Genomic DNA, 17,754 nt, shown 5'->3' with positions numbered 1-17,754 from the left:
CCGGCATCTGCCGGGCGGGCCTCTCGCATGTGATCACTCCCCCCCGAGGCGCTCGTCCTGCGAGGTGGCGCCGTCGGGCCGGGCGCCCTTCGGCTCGGCGCCGCCGGTGCTCGCGCCGCCGACGGAGACGTCGCCGGCGGGATCGGCGTTGGTCGCCGTCTCGTCACCGGGGCCGTTGTCCTGCGTGCCGCTGGTCGGGGTGGTGTCGGCGGTGTGCGGCGAGCCCGAGCCCACCGCGTCGACCTTGCCGTCCGCGGCGTGGCCGTTGCTCGCGGCATCGCCGCGGCGCACCGAGGCGAGGAGCATCTGGGACACGTCGAGGATCTCGACGTCCGTTCCCTTGTCCTCGCTCTGGCGCTGCGTCAGGCCGTCGGAGAACATCACGCGGCAGAACGGACAGCCGGTGGCGATCTTCTCCGCGCCGGTTCCGAGTGCCTCGTCGATGCGCTCGAGGTTGACCCGCTTGCCGATCTTCTCTTCCATCCACATCCGGGCGCCGCCGGCGCCGCAGCAGAAGGACCGGTCGGCGTGCCGGGGCATCTCGGTGAGCTTGACCCCGGCGGCTCCGACGAGCTCGCGCGGCTCCTCGTACACCTCGTTGTGCCGGCCCAGGTAGCACGGGTCGTGGTAGGTGACGTCGGTCATCGCGTCCGGCGCCGAGACCGGCACGAGCTTGCCCTCCCGCACCAGCTTGTTGAGCAGCTGCGTGTGGTGCACGACCTCGTAGTGCCCGTCGAGCTGCGGGTACTCCCGGCCCAGTGTGTTGAAACAGTGCGGGCAGGTCGTCACGATCTTGCGGGTGCCCGGTTCCCGGCCCTCGAAGACGGTGTTGAGGACCTCGACGTTCTGCTGCGCGAGCATCTGGAACAGGAACTCGTTGCCCGACCGGCGGGCGGGGTCGCCGTTGCAGGTCTCCTCGGACCCGAGGACGACGTAGCCCACGCCGGCGCGGTGCAGCAGCTCCGCGGTGGCTCGCACGGTCTTCTTGGCGTTGTCGTCGAATGCGCCGGCGCAGCCGATCCAGTACAGGTACTCGGTGTCGTCGGACAGCTCTCCGTCGTAGACCGGGACCTCGAAGTCGAGGCCCTTCGTCCAATCCAGGCGCTCCTTGGCGTTCTGGCCCCAGGGGTTGCCCTTGTTCTCCAGGTTCTTGAACAGCACCCCGAGCTCCGAGGGGAACTCCGACTCGATGAGCACCTGGTGGCGCCGCATGTCGACGATGTGGTCGACGTGCTCGATGTCCACCGGGCACTGCTCGACGCAGGCGCCGCAGGTGGTGCACGACCACAGGACGTCGGGGTCGATCACGCCACCCTGTTCGAGGGTGCCCACGAGCGGCCGGTTGGCCTGCTCGGGACCGGACCCGGTGATGCGTCCGAAGCCGGACTCCGGCACGTGGTGGCCGTTGCCGCCGGCCTGGTCGTGGGCGCCGGCCGAGGCGACGGCCGCCTGCTCGTCGGCCACCTGGCCGCCGGTGATGTACGGCGCCTTGGCGAGCAGGTGGTCGCGCAGGTCCATAATGACGAGCTTCGGGTTGAGCGGCTTTCCGGTGTTCCACGCCGGGCACTGGCTCTGGCAGCGACCGCACTCGGTGCAGGTCGCCATGTCGAGCATGCCCTTCCAGGTGAAGTCCTCGATCTTCCCCCGGCCGAACGCGGCGTCCTCCGGCGGATCCTCGAAGTCGATCGGCTTGCCCTCGTGCTCGATCGGGGGCAGCGGGCCGAGCGCCTTGGGCAGTCGCTTGGCCGAGACGTTGATCGGTGCCGTGAAGATGTGCAGGTGCTTGCTGTAGGCGATGATCACCGTGAACACGAGCATCACGCCGATGTGCAGCAGCAGCCCCAGTGTCTCGAGCACCTCCAGGGTGCCGACCGACAGCCCGTCGAGCAGGTTGCCCACGCCGATCGACGCCCACGCGCCGGACTCGTACGGGAACACGCCCAGCGCCGAACCCGCACCGCGGAACAGGAACATTGTCCACAGCACGTTGAAGATCATGAAGAGGATCAGCCACGCGCCGCCCGTGTGCGAGCCGTAGAAGCGCGAGGCGCGCGCCGCGCGCTCCGGCGCGTTGCGGATCCGGATCACGCTGAAGACGCCGAGCGAGATCAGTGCGAGCACGGCGATCGTGTCCTGCAGGAACCCGAGCACGGGCCAGCGGCCGATCAGCGGGATGTGGAAGTCGTGGTCGAACAGGGCGCCGTACGCCTCGAGGTAGACCGTGATGAGGATGACGAACGCCCAGAACGTGAAGAAGTGGGCGAGCCCGGGCACCGACCAGCGCAGTAGCTTGCGCTGCCCGAAGACCTCGACGAACTGCGCACGGATCCGCTCGCCCAGCCCCTCGGTCCGGTCGTTGGCCGGCTGCCCCGATTTGATCAGCTTGTACAGCCAGAAGGCGCGACGGCCGGTGACGGCTACGGCGACCGCCGTCATCCCCAGTCCGATGACCAGTCGTACAACCACGGGCATTCCTCCCAGGCCTGGTCCGCGAGTGGTGGGTCGCGGGCCGGTGTGGAGCAGGGTAGACCGACGTCCGCCTCGGCCGCCGAGCGTGTTCCGCCGGATCGGGTCGTGAAACTACTCGCCAGTAACAGCGGAGCGGGATGTGACCCTAACCCGCCGTCCGCGGTCTTGCCCTCGGGTGACGGAGGTGGTGTTCGCGTCTCGACCGGTACAGAAGAGCGCTCGAGGCGAGGATCGGAGTCGCGTGCGCCTCACTCCACCGGGCGTCGCTGGTGACTCGCCGTGTTGCGCCGTGTCTGCTGGGTGGGCGACCATCTATGTTGCAGCTTGGTTGGCAGCTGGTCAGCATGCTCTACTCGACGACGGATGGCCGAGGAGATGGGTCGGGTGTCTACCAGCCTGAGGGGGCGGTGTACGGCAACCTGGGTTGGCATACCCACGAGGAGGAGCCGTAAATGACCGCACCCGAGGTCCTCGCGCTGTATGCGCAGGGCCTGAGCACCGACGGTCTCCAGGGCTGGATCCAGGACAACGTCGTACCGCTCATCCTGCTGGGAATTGCGATCATCCTGCTGTGGATCGGCGGGCGGGGTGACAACGCGGGTGTCGCGCGCCGGAGTGTGGGCCTGATCGTCGGCCTGATCGCGCTGGGCATCGCGGTGTCCGGCAACGGCCCGGAGATCGGCAGCTTCCTGGCCAGTCTCATCACGGGGTGACGCGTGCTCGTCCGCACGGATGACGAGGTGTACCGGGTCGACTCCGTCTGGCTCGGTCCGCCGCGCGCCACGTTCCCGTGGCGCGCCCGGTATGTCAGCTATGGGCTCGGGCTCCTCGTCATGATTATGATCATGTTCGTGCAGCGCCGGCTCGGGATCGGCTTGGACTTCTTCTCCGTCGCGTGGGCCCTCGTGCTCACGGTCGTCGTCACGCGCTTCGTCGGCAACCGCATCGACTACGAGAGGCCGTTCGGGCAGGTCGTGGAGCTCTTCCGGCACGAGATCACCGGGCCGCGGGCGCGCACCGCGGTCGCCGGCGGGCAGGTCCGCTCGGGTCACGTCCGGGTCGGCCCCGTCGTGCGGGGTCGTGTGGGCCGCAAGGCGACCGCCCGGGGTCGGGGGCCCGCGATCACGCCCCGTCCGGCGCAGGCCGCGGCCGTCAGCGGGCGCCGAAAGGGGGCGTCGCGTGCCACGTGGTGACGCCGGCCGCGGCGCGGCGCCGTCATCGGACAAGCGCGGCAGGCGGCGTGGACGCGCGCTCGCGGGCGAGACCAACCTGCCGAAGTACGTCCCGGACATCGCGCTGCGCTCGATCGAAGGCCACCTGACCCGCACGGGCAGCCAGGTCGTGGCCTGGTACCGGCTCGCGGCGCAGGCCTGGAGCTTCCGCAGCGACTCCCAGCGGGAGGTGCTGATCCGGCAGATCGCCGCGCAGCTGGGCGAGCTGCAGGGGCGGTGGCTGCACCTGCGCGTCACCACCCGGCCCTACCCGGTCCACATGTGGGCGGAGTCGTTCGACCACAACGCGCTCGGCCGGATGCCCGACGTCGCTGGGGCCCTCGGGTGGGACGGGTTCCTGGAGGGCGAACAGCGCCACCTGATGGGCCTGTCGATGTCGGACAAGGAGGTCTTCCTCGGCATCGAGGTCTCCGGGCGCAAGATGCTCGACCGGTGGGTGGAGCGGGCGGCGCCGGTGCTCGGCAAGGTGGCCCCCGCCGCCGTCCGGGCCGAGCTGGCCGCGCTCTCCTCCGAGATCGGGCACCTCGACTCGCTCGTCGCGGGCAGTGGGCTGGACGCCGTGCCCGCCACGACCGACGACCTGGCGTGGTTGATGCACCGCTCGTGTGCACTCGGGCTGCCCGCCCCGCGCACGTTGACCGTCGTGCCCAGCGGTGTGCGCCGGTGGGAGGCGGAGGACCTCGCGGCGTTCACCGACGGCGTCGAGATGTACCAGGAGCCCTACGCCCCCACGGTCCGCGTGGTCGGGCGCCTGCGCGCGCAGACGGTCTCCCGGAACGTGGCCGTGCTGTCGGTCGGGTTGATGGACGGCCTGCGCATCCCCGAGGTCGACGACCCGTGGATGCAACACTCCGACCGACTGCCGTTCCCCGTGGAGTGGTCGGCCCGGATGTACATCCGTCGTCCCGAGGAGGTGGCCGGGGAGCTGCAGCGCCAGATGGGCAAGGTGCGCAGCCAGATCCGGCACTACACGCACGATCACGACCTCGACCCGCCGATGTCGCTGGCGCGGCAGGCCGAACGCGTCCTGGAGGTCGAGGACGAGCTGACCTCTGGGCTCACGCAGCTCAACACCCGGCTCTACGGCTGGTGGCGGATCGCGGTGTCCGGGAAGGACGAGGCGGAGGCGATCAGCCGGGCCCAGCAGGTGCTGGACGTCTACCGGCCGAAGGTGCAGATCGAGCACCCCGAGGCGCAGTACCGCTACGCCCGCGAGTTCATCCCGGGCGAGCCGCTGGCGTCCACGGCGTACCGGCGGCGCGGTTCGGTGACGTGGGCGGCGTCCGCGGTGCCCGCGGCCACGGCGTCCGTCGGAGACCGCCGCGGGATCATGCTCGGCGAGACCTGCACGGCCACCCGCAGGCCGGTGGCCTGGGACCCATGGCTCGCGCAGGAGGTCCGCCGGGCGTCCGGGCTCACCGCCGTCGTCGGCGGGCTGGGGTCCGGCAAGTCGTTCCTGACCGGCCTCATCGTCTACAAGACGCTGCGGGCAGGCGCCCGGTGGACCGTGCTGGACCCGTCCGGCCCGCTCGCCGAGCTCACGCGCCTGCCCGAGCTGGCCCCGTTCTCGCGGCACATCAACCTGCTGCGGGCCGATCCCGGGATCCTCAACCCGTACCGGGTGGTCGCCGAGCCGCGCCCGGAGCATTTCGCCGACGAGGACGACCCGGAGCGCGCGTGGCGCCGGGAGCGGTCCCTGGCGGGGGCCACCCGGCGCCGGCTCGTGCTCGACGTGCTCACCGGGCTCCTGCCCTACGACGTCTCCCGGATGCCGCACACCCGGATCGTGCTGCTGCGGGCCGTGCGCGAGGTCGGCGGTTCCGCCGACCGCCACCCCGGCCAGGTGATCGACGCGCTGCGCAGGCACGCGCGCGACGGTGAGGAGCACGCCGGGGTCGTCGCCGACTTCCTGGAGGAGCGCCGGGAGCTGCCCCAGGCCGCGCTGCTGTTCCCGGACGCCTCCCGGGACGACCCGTGGCAGGCCGACCGCGACTACCGCCTCACGGTGCTGACGATGCAGGGGATGACGTTGCCCCGCCCCGGCAGCCCGCGCGAGGAGTGGACCGACGGCGAGTCGCTGGCCGTCGAGCTGCTCAACCTGGCGTCCTGGCTCACCCAGCGCACGATCTACGACGCCGACCGCAACCTCCGCAAGGGTGTGGCGCTCGACGAGACGCACTTCCTCTCGCAGGTACCCACGGGCAAGGTTCTCATCGACCGGCTGGCCCGCGACTCGCGCAAGTTCAACGTCCGGGCGCTCTTCGCCTCGCAGCTGGCAGGCGACCTGCTGCGGGTGTCCGGGTTCGCGTCGCTGGTCAACGCCGTGTTCGTGGGGCGCACCGACGACGAGGAGGCGCAGCGCGACGCCCTGCGGTTGCTGAAGGTGCCCACCGGCGTGGGCTACGAGCAGATGCTGGGCACGCTGTCGCCGCGACCGCGCCACGACGACCGGCCCGACGACACCCCCCGGCAGTTCATCTTCGCCGACGGGCACGGAGGCGTCGAGAAGATCCGCATCGACCTCGAGGCCCCGCATCTCGAGCACGTGCAGGAAGCGCTCGACACCAACCCGGACGCCAGGCGCGTCGCGGTCCGCGGCGTACCGACGGCCGGTGCCCCTGCCGTCCGGGCCCCCGACGAGCCGATGCCGCGCATACCCGTCACGATGCCGCCCCACCGCGCCGCTGATCACGCCGGCTACGCCGGTGCCGTCCTCGACGAGGACCTCGACGAGTTCGCCGAGCTCGACGACCCGGACGTTCTCCTCGCCGCCCGCGGCGGGAACGGCGCGGCACCGGTGCACAACGCCCACGTCCGGGCCGGTCCGGCCGTGCCCGACGCGGTCGAGCTGCTGGACGACGAGGAGCTCGACCTGCTCGGCGACGTCGACACCGGCGTCGACCTCGACGACGACGCCGTTCCCTCCGGTCCGGGCGCCGAGGACCGATCGTCCGACCGCACCACCGACCGCACCGCAGACCGAGTGTACCGGGCGGGGGAGGCCGTGCGGTGATGCCCGGAGGCCTACCGGCGGCGGCCGGTCTGCTGTCGGCCGCCCTGCTGCTGGCCGTCGCGGTCGTGGTCGCCGTGCGGCGGCGCCGCGCGCGGGCCCTACCCGGGGAGAAGCCGCGGCGTCGGGTGGCGCTGCTCGTCGTGGCCGGGCTCGTCGGCGGCTCGGTGCTGATCGGGCAGCCCGCCTTCGCGCAGCCGTTCGACTGCAAGGAGTCCCCCGAGCCGGACCGGCCGGGCACCGGCCTCGTCGGCTCGCTGGATCCGCCCACGCTGAGCGCGGGCGAGCCCGGGAGCGTATACAACGAGGTCGGTTATGCAGGCCTCGTCTGGCACAACTACGACCTCGGGTGCGCCGGGTCGGCGCTGAACCCGGCGAGCACCACGGACACCTGGCTGGGGAACCAGGCCCTCAACGTGGCGAAGTTCATCGTGGGCGGCGTCAACTGGGCGCACTACCTGATCGCCGACGGTGGCGAGCTGCTCTCCCCGCTCGACGACCTGATCAGCGACGGCACCCGGGCGATGTACGACGCGGTGTTCACCACCTGGGTCGGCCCGGCGCTGCTCGTCCTCGCCGTCGTGCTCCTGGTGCTCGCCCTGCGCGGCGACCTCGCCCGGCAGACCCAGCGCGCCGGGTTCGCGGTGCTCGCGCTGGTGGTCGGGTCCGCGGCCTACCTCGCCCCCGTCGACTGGGCCAAGGCCGCCGACGGCCTGCTCCTGGGCGGTGTCACCGAGATGCAGGAGGGCTTCCTCGGCCAGGTCGGGCTCGGCAACCGGGACACGCTGCCGACGGTGCTCGTCGAGAACGTCATCTACCAGAACTGGCTGCGCGGCGAGTTCGGCTCGCCGGACGTGCCGCAGGCCCAGGAGCTGGGTCGTGACCTGCTCCGCGCCCAGACGTTCACCAAGCCGGAGGTGGCGGAGGGACGCGACACGCTCGAGCTGGCCGAGCAGAAGAAGGCCGAGTTCGCCGCGCTCGCCGACCGGATGGGCGACCGGTACCCCTACTTCCAGGGCGAGGCCGGCAGCCGGGTCGGCGCGGGGATCCTCGCGGTGGTGCAGGCGCTGTGCATCGCCCTGTTCCAGCTGCTGTCCAAGGTGCTCGTGCTGGTGGCGATGCTGCTGCTGCGGCTGCTCGTGATGACCGCGCCCGCCGTTGCCGTCGTCGCCATCCTCAAGCCGGACATCCTGCCCGCCCTGCTGCGGGTGGCGGGGGCCGCGATCGTCAACACCCTCGTCGTCGGTGCGCTCGCCGGGCTGCACGCGCTGTTGGTCGTGTCGCTGTTCCGCCCGGGAGCGGGAATCGACCTGTGGTTGGCGCTGCTCGTCACGGGGGTCGTCACCGTGGTGTTGTGGGCCGTGGCGCGGCCGTTCCGGCGGCTCGTCTCGATGGTGTCGCTCACCCGTGAGCAGTTCGGCGTGATCGTCCCGGGCATCGGCGGCGGACCGATGGCGGGGATGTGGCAGCGGGTGCGCGGGGCGCAGCCCGAGGACCGCCAGACCCGGTGGTGGGACGAACGGCGCGGTGCTACGGAGCAGGCCGGGTGGCCCGACGTCGCCCGCCCCGAGGCGGAGCCGGTCCGCCGGGTCGCCCCCGAACCCCCGGCCCGGCCGGGGCGGCGGCGCACCGAGGTCGAGGCACCCGCTCCGCCTGCGGTCGTGCCCGCGGCCCGCAGGCCCGCCCTGCCCAGCGGCCCGGAGGGCGTGGGCGTCGGTGCCGGTCCCCGGCCGAGTTGGGGCGATCCGAGCGAGGTCGACGAGCGCGTGATCTACCGGAGGCCGGACGCCGTGCCGCTGCGTCCCGGTGCGGCTCGCCCGGTGCAGGCTGAGCTCGTCGACGGCGTGGCGGTCTACCGCATCTACCGCCCGCGCTCCCCCCAGGTCGCCTACGGTCCGAGCGGGTCCGACGGTGCCGATTAGGTCCCCGCGCGGGCGGGCCGCCGCCTACCGCGCACTCTGGCAGTGGCCGTTGCGATCCCCGGCCCGCCTCGCCGTCACCTCGGTGGTCGTCGCCGCGCTGGCGGTCGGGGTGAGCTTCGCGGTCGCGGCCACGGCGAGCGACCGGGACGGCGGCACGACCGCCGCGTCACCCACGTCCACCGACCCGTCGGGGCGCTCCTCGCCCCGCTCATCGGGTCGGTCGGCCACGCCAACCCCGACGATGCTGCCGCCGGTGCCCGAGCTGGAGCCGACGACGCTGCCGCTGTCGCAGGCCCCCGCCGCGGCGCTGGACGTGGCGGCCCGCTGGGCGGCGGCATGGCTGCGTCCGGCGGAGGGCACGACCGCCCAGCAGTGGGTGGAGGGCCTGCGGCCGACCACCACCGAGGAGTACCTCGGGGTGCTCAGCGGCGTCGACCCGGGCAACATCCCGGCCACCCGGGTGACCGGTGAGCCGCGGCCGGTGCGGGTCGCCGCGAACTCCGTGCAGGTCGACGTGCCGACCGACGCGCTGACGCTGCGCGTGCTCGTGGTGCAGACCGAGGAAGGCTGGCGCGTCTCCGGCTACGACCGGGTGTGAGCGCGATGTTCCTCCTGCGACCGCTGCGCCTGCTGGTGCCCTTCATCGCGATCGGGGCGGCGCTGGCGCTCTTCCTCGGGCTCGGGTTCATCGCGTTCAACACCGGCGGCGATGGTGGCGGGCAGGCGACGACGCGCCAGGACTGTGACGCCGGGCTGCGCTCGCCCGCCGCGCCGTTCGCCCGTGGCCTGGCGAGCACGCGTGCCGGTGACCTCACCGAGGAGCAGCTCCGGAACGCCGCCACGATCATCGCCGTCGCGCGGGACATGGGTGCGCCCCCGCGTGCCTGGCTGGTCGCGCTCGCCACCGCGATGCAGGAGTCGACCCTGCGCAACATCCACTACGGCGACCGGGACTCGCTCGGGCTGTTCCAGCAGCGGCCGTCGCAGGGGTGGGGGTCGCCCGCCGAGGTCACCGACCCGGTGTACAGCACGCGGATCTTCATCGATCGGTTGCTGGAGGTCCCCGGCTGGGAGGACATGCCGGTGACGGTGGCCGCGCAGACCGTGCAGCGCTCGGCGTTCCCGGATGCGTACGCGAAGTGGGAGGGCCTCGCGGCGGAGCTCGTGCGGCAGCTCGCCGACGTGGCCGACCCCGCCGGGTGCGGCCGGGTGGCGGTGCTCGCCGACGACGTGGCCCGGACCGCGATCGAGTTCGCCCTCGGCGAGCTCGGCAAGCCCTACGTCTGGGGCGGGACGGGCCCCAACACCTACGACTGCTCGGGGCTGATGCTGCGCGCGTTCCAGGCCGCGGGGATCAACCTGCCGCGCGTGTCCCGCCAGCAGTTCTACGCGGGCGGGCTCGTCCCGATCGAGCAGGCACAGCCCGGTGACCTGCTGTTCTACGCCACCGACCCGTCGGATCCGGCCACGATCCACCACGTCACGCTGTACATGGGCGACGGGATGATGGTGGAGGCGCCCTACAGCGGGGAGTCGGTCCGGGTGCGTCCGGTGCCGTGGGACTATGAGGAGCTCGTGCCGCTTGCCACCCGTCCGGGCACCACGCCCAACCGGCTCTAGGTGCCCTGAGGAACCAGCCTCGCGATCGGCCTCCACGTACGAGCAGGAGTAGTACGCACTATGCGCCCCGAAGCCTCCGTCCCGGCGTCCACGACGCCGGTGCAGGACTACCTCGACCGGCCCGCTCGCGGGGCCACCGAGGACCACCTGGTGGTACCCCGGTCACTGGCCCAGTCGATGCCGTTGCGCTGGCAGCAGGTGTTCGTCGGGCTGCTCGCCGACCTGCACGACGCGTACGGGCACCTGCCGTGGCCGGAGTACCAGGTCGTGCCGAGCCGGTGGGAGCTGCTCGTCGACCTGGACGAGGACCAGCTGGCGTCGGCGGGGTACGTCGTGGAGCTCGGGCCGGACGGGGAGCTGGAGTACCGCGACGCGTCGGACAACGTCGTGGCCGACCCGGAGCACCAGCGGGTGCTGGCGCCGGTGGACGACCCGCTGCCGCCCGCGTCCGCAGGCCGGGTGGAGCCGCGGCCGGCCGCCCCGCTGTAGGCAGCGGCCCACTTCTCACCCGAGTGACGGCAAGGTGGCGTTGCTGCCACTGGACGGCAGCATCGCCACCTTGCCGGCATCACGTGACGAGCAGGTGGACGCGCCCTGCAGCGGTGCCGACGCTATGACGAAGACCACGCTCCACCGGTCGGTTCGACGGAGTTCCGGGAACACGATCGCCAGGTGGTGCGTTGGACCGGTCGAGCAAGTTGAGCGCGGCCGACTCAAGGGAGGCGCCACCTCCCGACACCGGCCGTGGCAGACTTGAGCGAACCGAACTCAAGCTACGCAGTACTACCTCGGAGGCAACCACCATGGCTCGTGCGGTCGGCATCGACCTCGGGACCACCAACTCCGTCGTGTCCGTCCTGGAGGGTGGCGAGCCGACGGTCATCGCCAACTCGGAGGGCGCGCGGACCACGCCGTCCGTCGTCGCGTTCGCCCGCAACGGCGAGGTGCTCGTCGGGCAGTCGGCGAAGAACCAGGCCGTCACCAACGTGGACCGCACCATCCGGTCGGTCAAGCGGCACATCGGCACCAACTGGAAGACCGGTGACGTCGACGGCAAGCAGTACTCCGCGCAGGAAATCAGCGCGCGCGTGCTGCAGAAGCTCAAGCGCGACGCGGAGTCCTACCTGGGCGAGGAGATCACCGACGCCGTAATCACCGTCCCCGCCTACTTCGAGGACGCGCAGCGCCAGGCCACCAAGGAGGCCGGCCAGATCGCGGGCCTCAACGTGCTCCGCATCGTCAACGAGCCCACCGCGGCCGCCCTGGCCTACGGGCTCGACAAGGGCGAGAAGGAGCAGACGATCCTCGTCTTCGACCTCGGCGGTGGCACGTTCGACGTGTCGCTGCTGGAGATCGGTGAGGGCGTCGTCGAGGTGAAGGCCACCAACGGCGACAACCACCTCGGTGGCGACGACTGGGACGAGCGGATCATCACCTGGCTCGTCGACAAGTTCAAGAACAGCCACGGCATCGACCTCACCAAGGACAAGATGGCGATGCAGCGGCTGCGTGAGGCCGCGGAGAAGGCGAAGATCGAGCTGTCGAGCTCGTCGAGCGCCACGATCAACCTGCCGTACATCACGGTCGACGCGGACAAGAACCCGCTGTTCCTCGACGAGACGCTCTCGCGTGCGGAGTTCCAGCGGATCACCTCCGACCTGCTCGACCGCACCCGTGCCCCGTTCAACCAGGTGATCAAGGACGCCGGCATCTCCGTCGGCCAGATCGACCACGTGGTGCTCGTCGGCGGCTCCACCCGCATGCCCGCCGTTACCGACCTGGTGAAGGAGCTCACCGGCGGCAAGGAGCCCAACAAGGGCGTCAACCCGGACGAGGTCGTCGCCGTCGGCGCGGCCCTGCAGGCCGGTGTGCTGCGCGGTGAGGTCAAGGACGTCCTGCTGCTCGACGTCACCCCGCTGTCCCTGGGCATCGAGACCAAGGGCGGCGTGATGACCAAGCTCATCGAGCGCAACACCACGATCCCCACCAAGCGGTCGGAGATCTTCACCACGGCCGACGACAACCAGCCGTCCGTGCAGATCCAGGTGTTCCAGGGCGAGCGCGAGATCGCGGCCTACAACAAGAAGCTCGGCATGTTCGAGCTGACCGGCCTGCCGCCCGCCCCGCGGGGTGTGCCGCAGATCGAGGTCGCCTTCGACATCGACGCCAACGGCATCGTGCACGTCTCGGCGAAGGACCTGGGCACCGGCAAGAGCCAGGCCATGACGATCACCGGTGGCTCCGCCCTCGGCAAGGACGAGATCGACCGGATGATGCGCGAGGCCGAGCAGCACGCCGAGGAGGACAAGAAGCGGCGTGAGGAGGCCGAGGTTCGCAACCAGGCCGAGACGCTCGTCTACCAGACGGAGAAGTTCGTCAAGGAGAACGACGAGAAGCTCCCGGCCGACGTGAAGGACAGCGTAAACGCCGCCCTCGGCGAGGCGCAGTCGGCGCTGAAGGGCACCGACATCGACGCGATCAAGTCGTCGATGGAGAAGCTCGCCACCGAGTCCCAGAAGATGGGGTCGGCGCTGTACCAGCAGCCGGGTGCCGAGGGCGCCACTCCGGGCGCCGACGCCGGCCAGCAGGCCCAGGGCGGCGACGCCGGTGCCGACGACGTCGTGGACGCCGAGATCGTCGACGAGGAGAAGGACAAGAAGTGACGAACCCGGACAACCACAGCGAGCGCACCGAGAACGGTGACGAGCGGGTCGTGGTCCGGGACCGGCGCCGGATCGACCCGGTGACCGGTGAGGTGCGCGCCCCGGCCGACGAGCCGGCCGGGGCCGCCCCCGCGGCCGAGGACACCGCTCCGGAGAACGGCGCGGAGTCCGTCGCGGCCGCCGAGCTCGCCGCCCAGGTGGCCGAGCGCACCGCCGACCTGCAGCGGGTCACCGCCGAGTACGCCAACTACCGGCGCCGGGTCGACCGCGACCGCGAGGCAGTGCTCGTCGGGGCGCGGGTGCAGTTCGTGTCCGACCTGCTCACCGTGCTCGACGACCTGGATCGCGCCGAGGCGCACGGCGACCTCACCGGCCCGTTCAAGTCGGTGGGCGACAAGTTGGTGGCCGTGGTGCAGAAGCTCGGCCTCGAAGCGTTCGGGTCCGACGGCGAGCCCTTCGACCCGTCTGTGCACGAGGCGGTGCAGCACGAGGCCGCCGAGGTCGACGGCCCCACCGTCACCGTGGTCTCCACGGTGCTGCGGCGCGGGTACCGCATCGCCGACCGGGTGCTCCGGCCGGCCATGGTGACGGTCACCGAGCGCGCCGACGACGGCACCGCCGCCGAACCGGCGGAGGCGGCCCCCATCACCGAATCCGATCCGGCCGAACGGCCCTGAGAAGACGCGAGGAGGCGGAGTGACCCAGCGGGACTGGATCGAGAAGGACTTCTACCGCAAGCTGGGCGTCGCCTCCGGCGCGTCGGCCGACGAGATCAAGAAGGCGTACCGGAAGCTCGCCCGCGAGCTGCACCCGGACGCCAACCCCGGCGACGCCAAGGCCGAGGCCCGATTCAAGGCCGTGTCCGAGGCGTACGGGGTGCTCTCGGACGAGAAGAAGCGCCGTGAGTACGACGAGACGCGCGCCCTGTTCGCAGGCGGCGGCGGGTTCGGCGGCGGCGCCGGCTTCCCGGGCGGCTTCGGCGCCGGTGCCGCCGGGCAGGGGTTCGACCTGAACGACCTGTTCGCGCGGGCCGGTGCCGGGGCGCCCGGCGCCGGTGGGGCCGGTGGGCTCGGCGACATCCTCGGCGGGATCTTCGGCAACCGCGCCGGGGCCGGGCCGACCACGGCCAACCGGGCGCAGCGCGGCGCCGACGTCGAGAGCGAACTGCGTATCGACTTCGTCGACGCCGTCCGCGGCGCCGAGGTGCAGCTGCGGCTCACCTCGCCCGGGCGCTGCGAGCGCTGCGGCGGCACCGGGGCGCGGCCGGGCAGCATGCCGCGGCAGTGCCCCACGTGCAACGGCGTCGGGCTGGTGAGCCGCAGCCAGGGCGCGTTCGCGTTCTCCGAGCCGTGCCGCGACTGCCGCGGCACGGGTCGGATCATCGACGACCCCTGCCCGGAGTGCGGCGGTGACGGCGTGAGCGCGCGCACCCGCGCGCTCACCGTGCGGGTCCCGGCGGGCGTCACCGACGGGCAGCAGGTGCGGCTCAAGGGGCAGGGCGAACCCGGCAGGGGCGGCGCCCCGGCGGGCGACCTCTACGTCAAGGTGCACGTCACCCCGCACCGGCTCTTCGGCCGGTCGGAGCGCAATCCCGACGACCTCACGCTGACCGTGCCGGTCACGTACCCCGAGCTGGTGCTCGGCAGCACGCTGACCGTCCCCACGCTCGACTCCACGGTGTCGCTGAAGATCCCGGCGGGCACCACGAGCGGCCGCACGTTCCGCGTGCGCGGCCGTGGTGTGCAGCGCCGGGGCAAGGCGGGCGACCTGCTCGTCACCGTCGAGGTGGCGGTGCCGGCCAAGCTGGACGACGCGGCCACGGAGGCACTGCAGGCGTACTCCGAGGCCACGAAGGAGTTCGACCCGAGGGCTGACCTGCTCAGGGGCGCGCGATGAATCCCGGCGGCCCGGCGCTGCCCCCGGGCACCAACCCGGACACGCCGATGTTCGTCATCTCGGTGGCGGCCGAGCTCGCCGGCCTGCACGCGCAGACGCTGCGCAGCTACGACCGGCTGGGGCTGGTGAGCCCCGGCCGGTCGGCAGGCGGCGGGCGCCGCTACTCCGCTCGGGACATCGCGCTGCTGCGCGAGGTGCAGCGGCTCTCCCAGGAGGAGGGCGTGAACCTGGCGGGTATCAAGCGGATCATCGAGCTGGAGCAGCTCGTCGACGAGCTCAGGTCGCGCCTGGACGAGATGGCGCAGGAGCTGCTCGCCGCCCGGGCCGCCGCGGAGCAGGCCGCGGCGTCCGTGCACGCGTCGTACCGGCGCGACCTGGTGCCGGTCGACCGGCGGCAGGCCCTGGTCGTGTGGCGGCCGAAGCGGAGCCGCTAGCCGACCGACAGCTGGTCGGTGTGACCGACGGCTGGGTAAACTGTGTGACATGAGTGCTGCTGGGCCAGTCCCCGCGCCGCGGAAACCGGAACGAGAGGTCGGTATCCGCGAGCTGCGCAACGCCGGAAAGGTCGTCGCGGAGCTGGCTGCCGCAGGCGCCATCGGTCGGGTGACGAGCGGTGGGCGCCTCGTCGGCTGGCTGCTTCCGGCAAGCCCGGACGAGCAGCTGGTCGAGGAGCTGACGGCCAGTGGCCGGTTGCAGCCTGCTGCCCGCCCTGGCGGCCTCGCCCACCGGCGGCCGCTACCCCGGCGGGCCGACGTTCCCCCGCTGAGCGAGACACTGGAGCGGCTTCGGGCCGAAGAGGGACGTTGATCTACCTCGATTCGTGCGTCCTCGTGAAGCTGATCCGTGCGGAGGCCGAATCGGAGGCACTCCAGGCCTGGCTCGACGAGCGGCCCGACGAGCTGCTGGTTACCTCGGAGCTGGCGCACGCGGAGGTGCTCCGCGTGGTGCGCCGTAACAATCATACCGATCAAGGTGCGCTGATCGACGCAGCGCAGCTCACAACGGATCTCGCGGAGGCCGCCTTCGTGCTGGACGGCCTGCAGCACATCACGGTCGATCGGGAACTTCTGGAACGCGCCGGGGCTGTCGAAGCGCCCATGCTGCGGACTCTGGACGCCATCCACCTCGTGTCAGCCCTGGAGCTCGCGAAACTGGATCCGGAAGTCGTCACCTACGATCGTCGCCTCGCGGAGATCGCCCGAACCGCAGGCCTCCGCGCCGTCGCCCCCGGCACCTGACTCTCTCCCGGGGACGGCGGGCGCGGCACACATGGTCCGTGGGCGGCACACAGCGCCGGCGGTGTGTGCGGATGCGAGACGGTATGTGCGGCGGTGGGGAGCCCGGCGTCGGTCGACGGCCAAGGTCGCGCCAGGCATTCGTGGACGCGAAGCGACAAGAAGCACCACAGCCGCTGCGGCCCGGGCACAACCCTGGCGGCGGCGACTCACTTATCGGGCCATGCCGACAGCATCAGCTCGAAGATCGTGCCTGTGGCCTGAATCGATGAGTGGCACTCGTAGGAGCAGCAGTAGACCGCGCTCAGTCCATCGTGAACGGGTCGTACTTGATGCGGTCGAGCGGCGTGCCCGCCACCAGCATCCGCGACACCGTGGCGCGGATCATCGCCGGCGAGCCGCAGACCAGCACGTCGTGGTCGGCCCACGCGCCGTACCGGGTGACGACGTCGGCGAGCGTGCCCCGCTCGGCGCCGGACGCCGCGTCCTCGTCCTCGACTACGGGGACGGCGTCGAGCCAGGTGTTGCTGTAGGAGAGCTTGCGCAGGGACCCGAAGTCGTACAGGTCGTCCCAGCTGCGGCCGCCGACGAACACCTGGGTGCGGGGCTGCTCCGGGCGCTGGGCGATGTCCTCGAGCAGCGCCTTGATGGGGGCCATGCCGGTGCCGCCGGTGACCATGAGCAGGTCGCGCCCCGACTCGGGGTCGACGTGCATGCGGCCCATCGGGGGCCCGATCCGCCAGGTGTCGCCCACGTGGGCGTGGGCGACGAGGGCTCGGCTGACCCAGCCGCTGTCGACGGCCCGCACGTGGAACTCGAGGATCCCATCGGGGCGCGGGGCGTTGGCGGGCGACAGGTAGCGCCACAGGCGAGGGCGCTGGGGGGTCTCGACGCTCAGGTACTGGCCCGCGCGGTACGGGATCGGCTCGCTCGTCTGCACCGTGATGATCGCGAGGTCCCACCCGATGCGCTTGTGGTCGACCACTCGGCCGAGCCAGGAGGCGGGGCCGCGTTCGGCGTCGGCCGCGACGTGCATGGCCTCGGCGACGACCCCGTAGGCCTGGGTCCAGGCCTTCTCGAGCTCCGGGGTCCACGTGTCCTCGGAGAACTCCTTGATCGCGGTGATCAACGCGGTGCCGACGGCGTCGTAGTGCTCGGTGAGGACGCCGAACTTGCGGTGGTCGCGGCCGAGCTGCTGGAGGAAGGGGACGAGCTCGTCCCACTCGTCGACCATCTGCGTGACGTGCACGAGGGCGCGCAGCAGGCGGCTGCGCTGCACCTCCATGTTGACCGGGAACAGCTCCCGCGTCTCGGGGGCGAGCCGGAAGAGCGTGCCGTAGAAGTACCGGCCCATGTCGTCGGCGCGGTGTTCCACTGCCGCCCAGCTCGAACGGAGGGTCTCGGCCAGCCCGGACTGCTCGCTGCGGGACGCACCGACGGGAAGACCGGCGGTGAGCAACTGTTCAGCGGTCATGGATGGCCGGCACTCCCTGCTCGTCGGACATTGCACCGATGGCGGGTCACCCGGTCGAGTGGACCGCGGACCCGCCGGGCCAGCGTAGCGCGACGAAACACCCTGATGACTGAACCAGCGGTGGGATGGCACGGTGGTGCGGTGGCTACCCGTAACCCGCCCCTCACCCGGGCGCTGACGACCGTTCGGCGCTCGCTGGCTCCGCAGGAGGCCGAGTGCGACGTCGTTCGGAG

At 71.8% G+C, this 17,754-nt stretch carries 15 protein-coding genes; 13 read left to right on the top strand and 2 right to left on the bottom strand.

What is annotated here, in order from left to right; genetic code table 11:
- Nucleotides 1-33: 33 nt before the first annotated feature.
- Entirely contained in the window at nt 34-2,466 is a 2,433-nt protein-coding gene (locus KME75_RS14710) for a (Fe-S)-binding protein (RefSeq protein ID WP_372452600.1), read from the bottom strand.
- Nucleotides 2,467-2,921: 455 nt separating this feature from the next.
- Between KME75_RS14710 and KME75_RS14705 the strand changes: the two genes are divergently transcribed.
- The 13 genes from KME75_RS14705 to KME75_RS14645 all read left to right on the top strand — a co-directional run bounded on the left by KME75_RS14705 (nt 2,922) and on the right by KME75_RS14645 (nt 16,050).
- Nucleotides 2,922-3,182: a hypothetical protein gene (locus KME75_RS14705; protein WP_219415194.1), complete on the top strand. Its 261-nt coding sequence runs from the start codon at nt 2,922-2,924 to the stop codon at nt 3,180-3,182.
- 3 nt (nt 3,183-3,185) lie between these two features.
- A complete protein-coding gene (locus tag KME75_RS14700; protein WP_219415193.1) occupies nt 3,186-3,662 on the top strand; it encodes a hypothetical protein in 477 nt (158 codons plus the stop codon).
- Complete coding sequence (locus tag KME75_RS14695; protein WP_219415192.1) at nt 3,649-6,714, top strand: ATP-binding protein; 3,066 nt, start codon at nt 3,649-3,651, stop codon at nt 6,712-6,714. Before KME75_RS14700 ends, KME75_RS14695 begins: the two co-directional genes overlap by 14 nt.
- Complete coding sequence (locus KME75_RS14690) at nt 6,714-8,633, top strand: hypothetical protein (protein ID WP_219415191.1); 1,920 nt, start codon at nt 6,714-6,716, stop codon at nt 8,631-8,633. Before KME75_RS14695 ends, KME75_RS14690 begins: the two co-directional genes overlap by 1 nt.
- On the top strand, nt 8,623-9,231 hold the full coding sequence (locus KME75_RS14685; protein ID WP_219415190.1) for a hypothetical protein: 609 nt from the start codon (nt 8,623-8,625) through the stop codon (nt 9,229-9,231). Before KME75_RS14690 ends, KME75_RS14685 begins: the two co-directional genes overlap by 11 nt.
- A 5-nt stretch (nt 9,232-9,236) precedes the next feature.
- On the top strand, nt 9,237-10,253 hold the full coding sequence (locus KME75_RS14680) for a C40 family peptidase (RefSeq protein WP_219415189.1): 1,017 nt from the start codon (nt 9,237-9,239) through the stop codon (nt 10,251-10,253).
- 60 nt (nt 10,254-10,313) lie between these two features.
- On the top strand, nt 10,314-10,742 hold the full coding sequence (locus tag KME75_RS14675) for a hypothetical protein (protein ID WP_219415188.1): 429 nt from the start codon (nt 10,314-10,316) through the stop codon (nt 10,740-10,742).
- 314 nt (nt 10,743-11,056) lie between these two features.
- Complete coding sequence (gene dnaK, locus KME75_RS14670; protein ID WP_219415187.1) at nt 11,057-12,916, top strand: molecular chaperone DnaK; 1,860 nt, start codon at nt 11,057-11,059, stop codon at nt 12,914-12,916.
- Nucleotides 12,913-13,593, top strand: a complete 681-nt coding sequence (grpE, locus tag KME75_RS14665) for a nucleotide exchange factor GrpE (protein ID WP_219415186.1) — start codon at nt 12,913-12,915, stop codon at nt 13,591-13,593. Before dnaK ends, grpE begins: the two co-directional genes overlap by 4 nt.
- A gap of 19 nt (nt 13,594-13,612) precedes the next feature.
- Nucleotides 13,613-14,812 (top strand): molecular chaperone DnaJ, encoded by a 1,200-nt coding sequence (gene dnaJ, locus KME75_RS14660; RefSeq protein WP_219415185.1) that lies wholly within the window; start codon nt 13,613-13,615, stop codon nt 14,810-14,812.
- Nucleotides 14,809-15,246 carry a heat shock protein transcriptional repressor HspR gene (locus tag KME75_RS14655; protein WP_219415184.1) on the top strand — a complete coding sequence of 146 codons (438 nt, stop codon included), beginning with the start codon at nt 14,809-14,811 and terminating at the stop codon, nt 15,244-15,246. Before dnaJ ends, KME75_RS14655 begins: the two co-directional genes overlap by 4 nt.
- A gap of 49 nt (nt 15,247-15,295) precedes the next feature.
- Nucleotides 15,296-15,619: a hypothetical protein gene (locus KME75_RS14650; RefSeq protein ID WP_219415183.1), complete on the top strand. Its 324-nt coding sequence runs from the start codon at nt 15,296-15,298 to the stop codon at nt 15,617-15,619.
- A complete protein-coding gene (locus tag KME75_RS14645; RefSeq protein ID WP_219415182.1) occupies nt 15,616-16,050 on the top strand; it encodes a type II toxin-antitoxin system VapC family toxin in 435 nt (144 codons plus the stop codon). The genes KME75_RS14650 and KME75_RS14645 overlap by 4 nt, the downstream gene beginning before the upstream one ends.
- Before the next feature lie 301 nt (nt 16,051-16,351).
- Here the strand turns inward: KME75_RS14645 and KME75_RS14640 are convergent, their stop codons facing one another.
- Entirely contained in the window at nt 16,352-17,521 is a 1,170-nt protein-coding gene (locus tag KME75_RS14640; protein ID WP_219415181.1) for a globin domain-containing protein, read from the bottom strand.
- Nucleotides 17,522-17,754: the final 233 nt, after the last annotated feature.

This window comes from Pseudonocardia nigra, assembly GCF_019396355.1.
Lineage (GTDB): Bacteria > Actinomycetota > Actinomycetes > Mycobacteriales > Pseudonocardiaceae > Pseudonocardia > Pseudonocardia nigra.
The sequence above is the reverse complement of the archived record's forward strand: the minus strand, read 5'-3'. Positions and strand labels throughout refer to the sequence as shown.

What these genes read in the sequence shown, in the direction of transcription:
- KME75_RS14705 (WP_219415194.1), top strand. Translation starts at nt 2,922, where the DNA reads ATGACCGCACCCGAGGTCCTCGCGCTGTATGCGCAGGGCCTGAGCACC.
- KME75_RS14690 (WP_219415191.1), top strand. Translation starts at nt 6,714, where the DNA reads ATGCCCGGAGGCCTACCGGCGGCGGCCGGTCTGCTGTCGGCCGCCCTG.
- KME75_RS14680 (WP_219415189.1), top strand. Translation starts at nt 9,237, where the DNA reads ATGTTCCTCCTGCGACCGCTGCGCCTGCTGGTGCCCTTCATCGCGATC.
- KME75_RS14675 (WP_219415188.1), top strand. Translation starts at nt 10,314, where the DNA reads ATGCGCCCCGAAGCCTCCGTCCCGGCGTCCACGACGCCGGTGCAGGAC.
- dnaK (WP_219415187.1), top strand. Translation starts at nt 11,057, where the DNA reads ATGGCTCGTGCGGTCGGCATCGACCTCGGGACCACCAACTCCGTCGTG.
- KME75_RS14655 (WP_219415184.1), top strand. Translation starts at nt 14,809, where the DNA reads ATGAATCCCGGCGGCCCGGCGCTGCCCCCGGGCACCAACCCGGACACG.
- KME75_RS14650 (WP_219415183.1), top strand. Translation starts at nt 15,296, where the DNA reads ATGAGTGCTGCTGGGCCAGTCCCCGCGCCGCGGAAACCGGAACGAGAG.
- KME75_RS14640 (WP_219415181.1), bottom strand. Translation starts at nt 17,521, where the DNA reads ATGACCGCTGAACAGTTGCTCACCGCCGGTCTTCCCGTCGGTGCGTCC.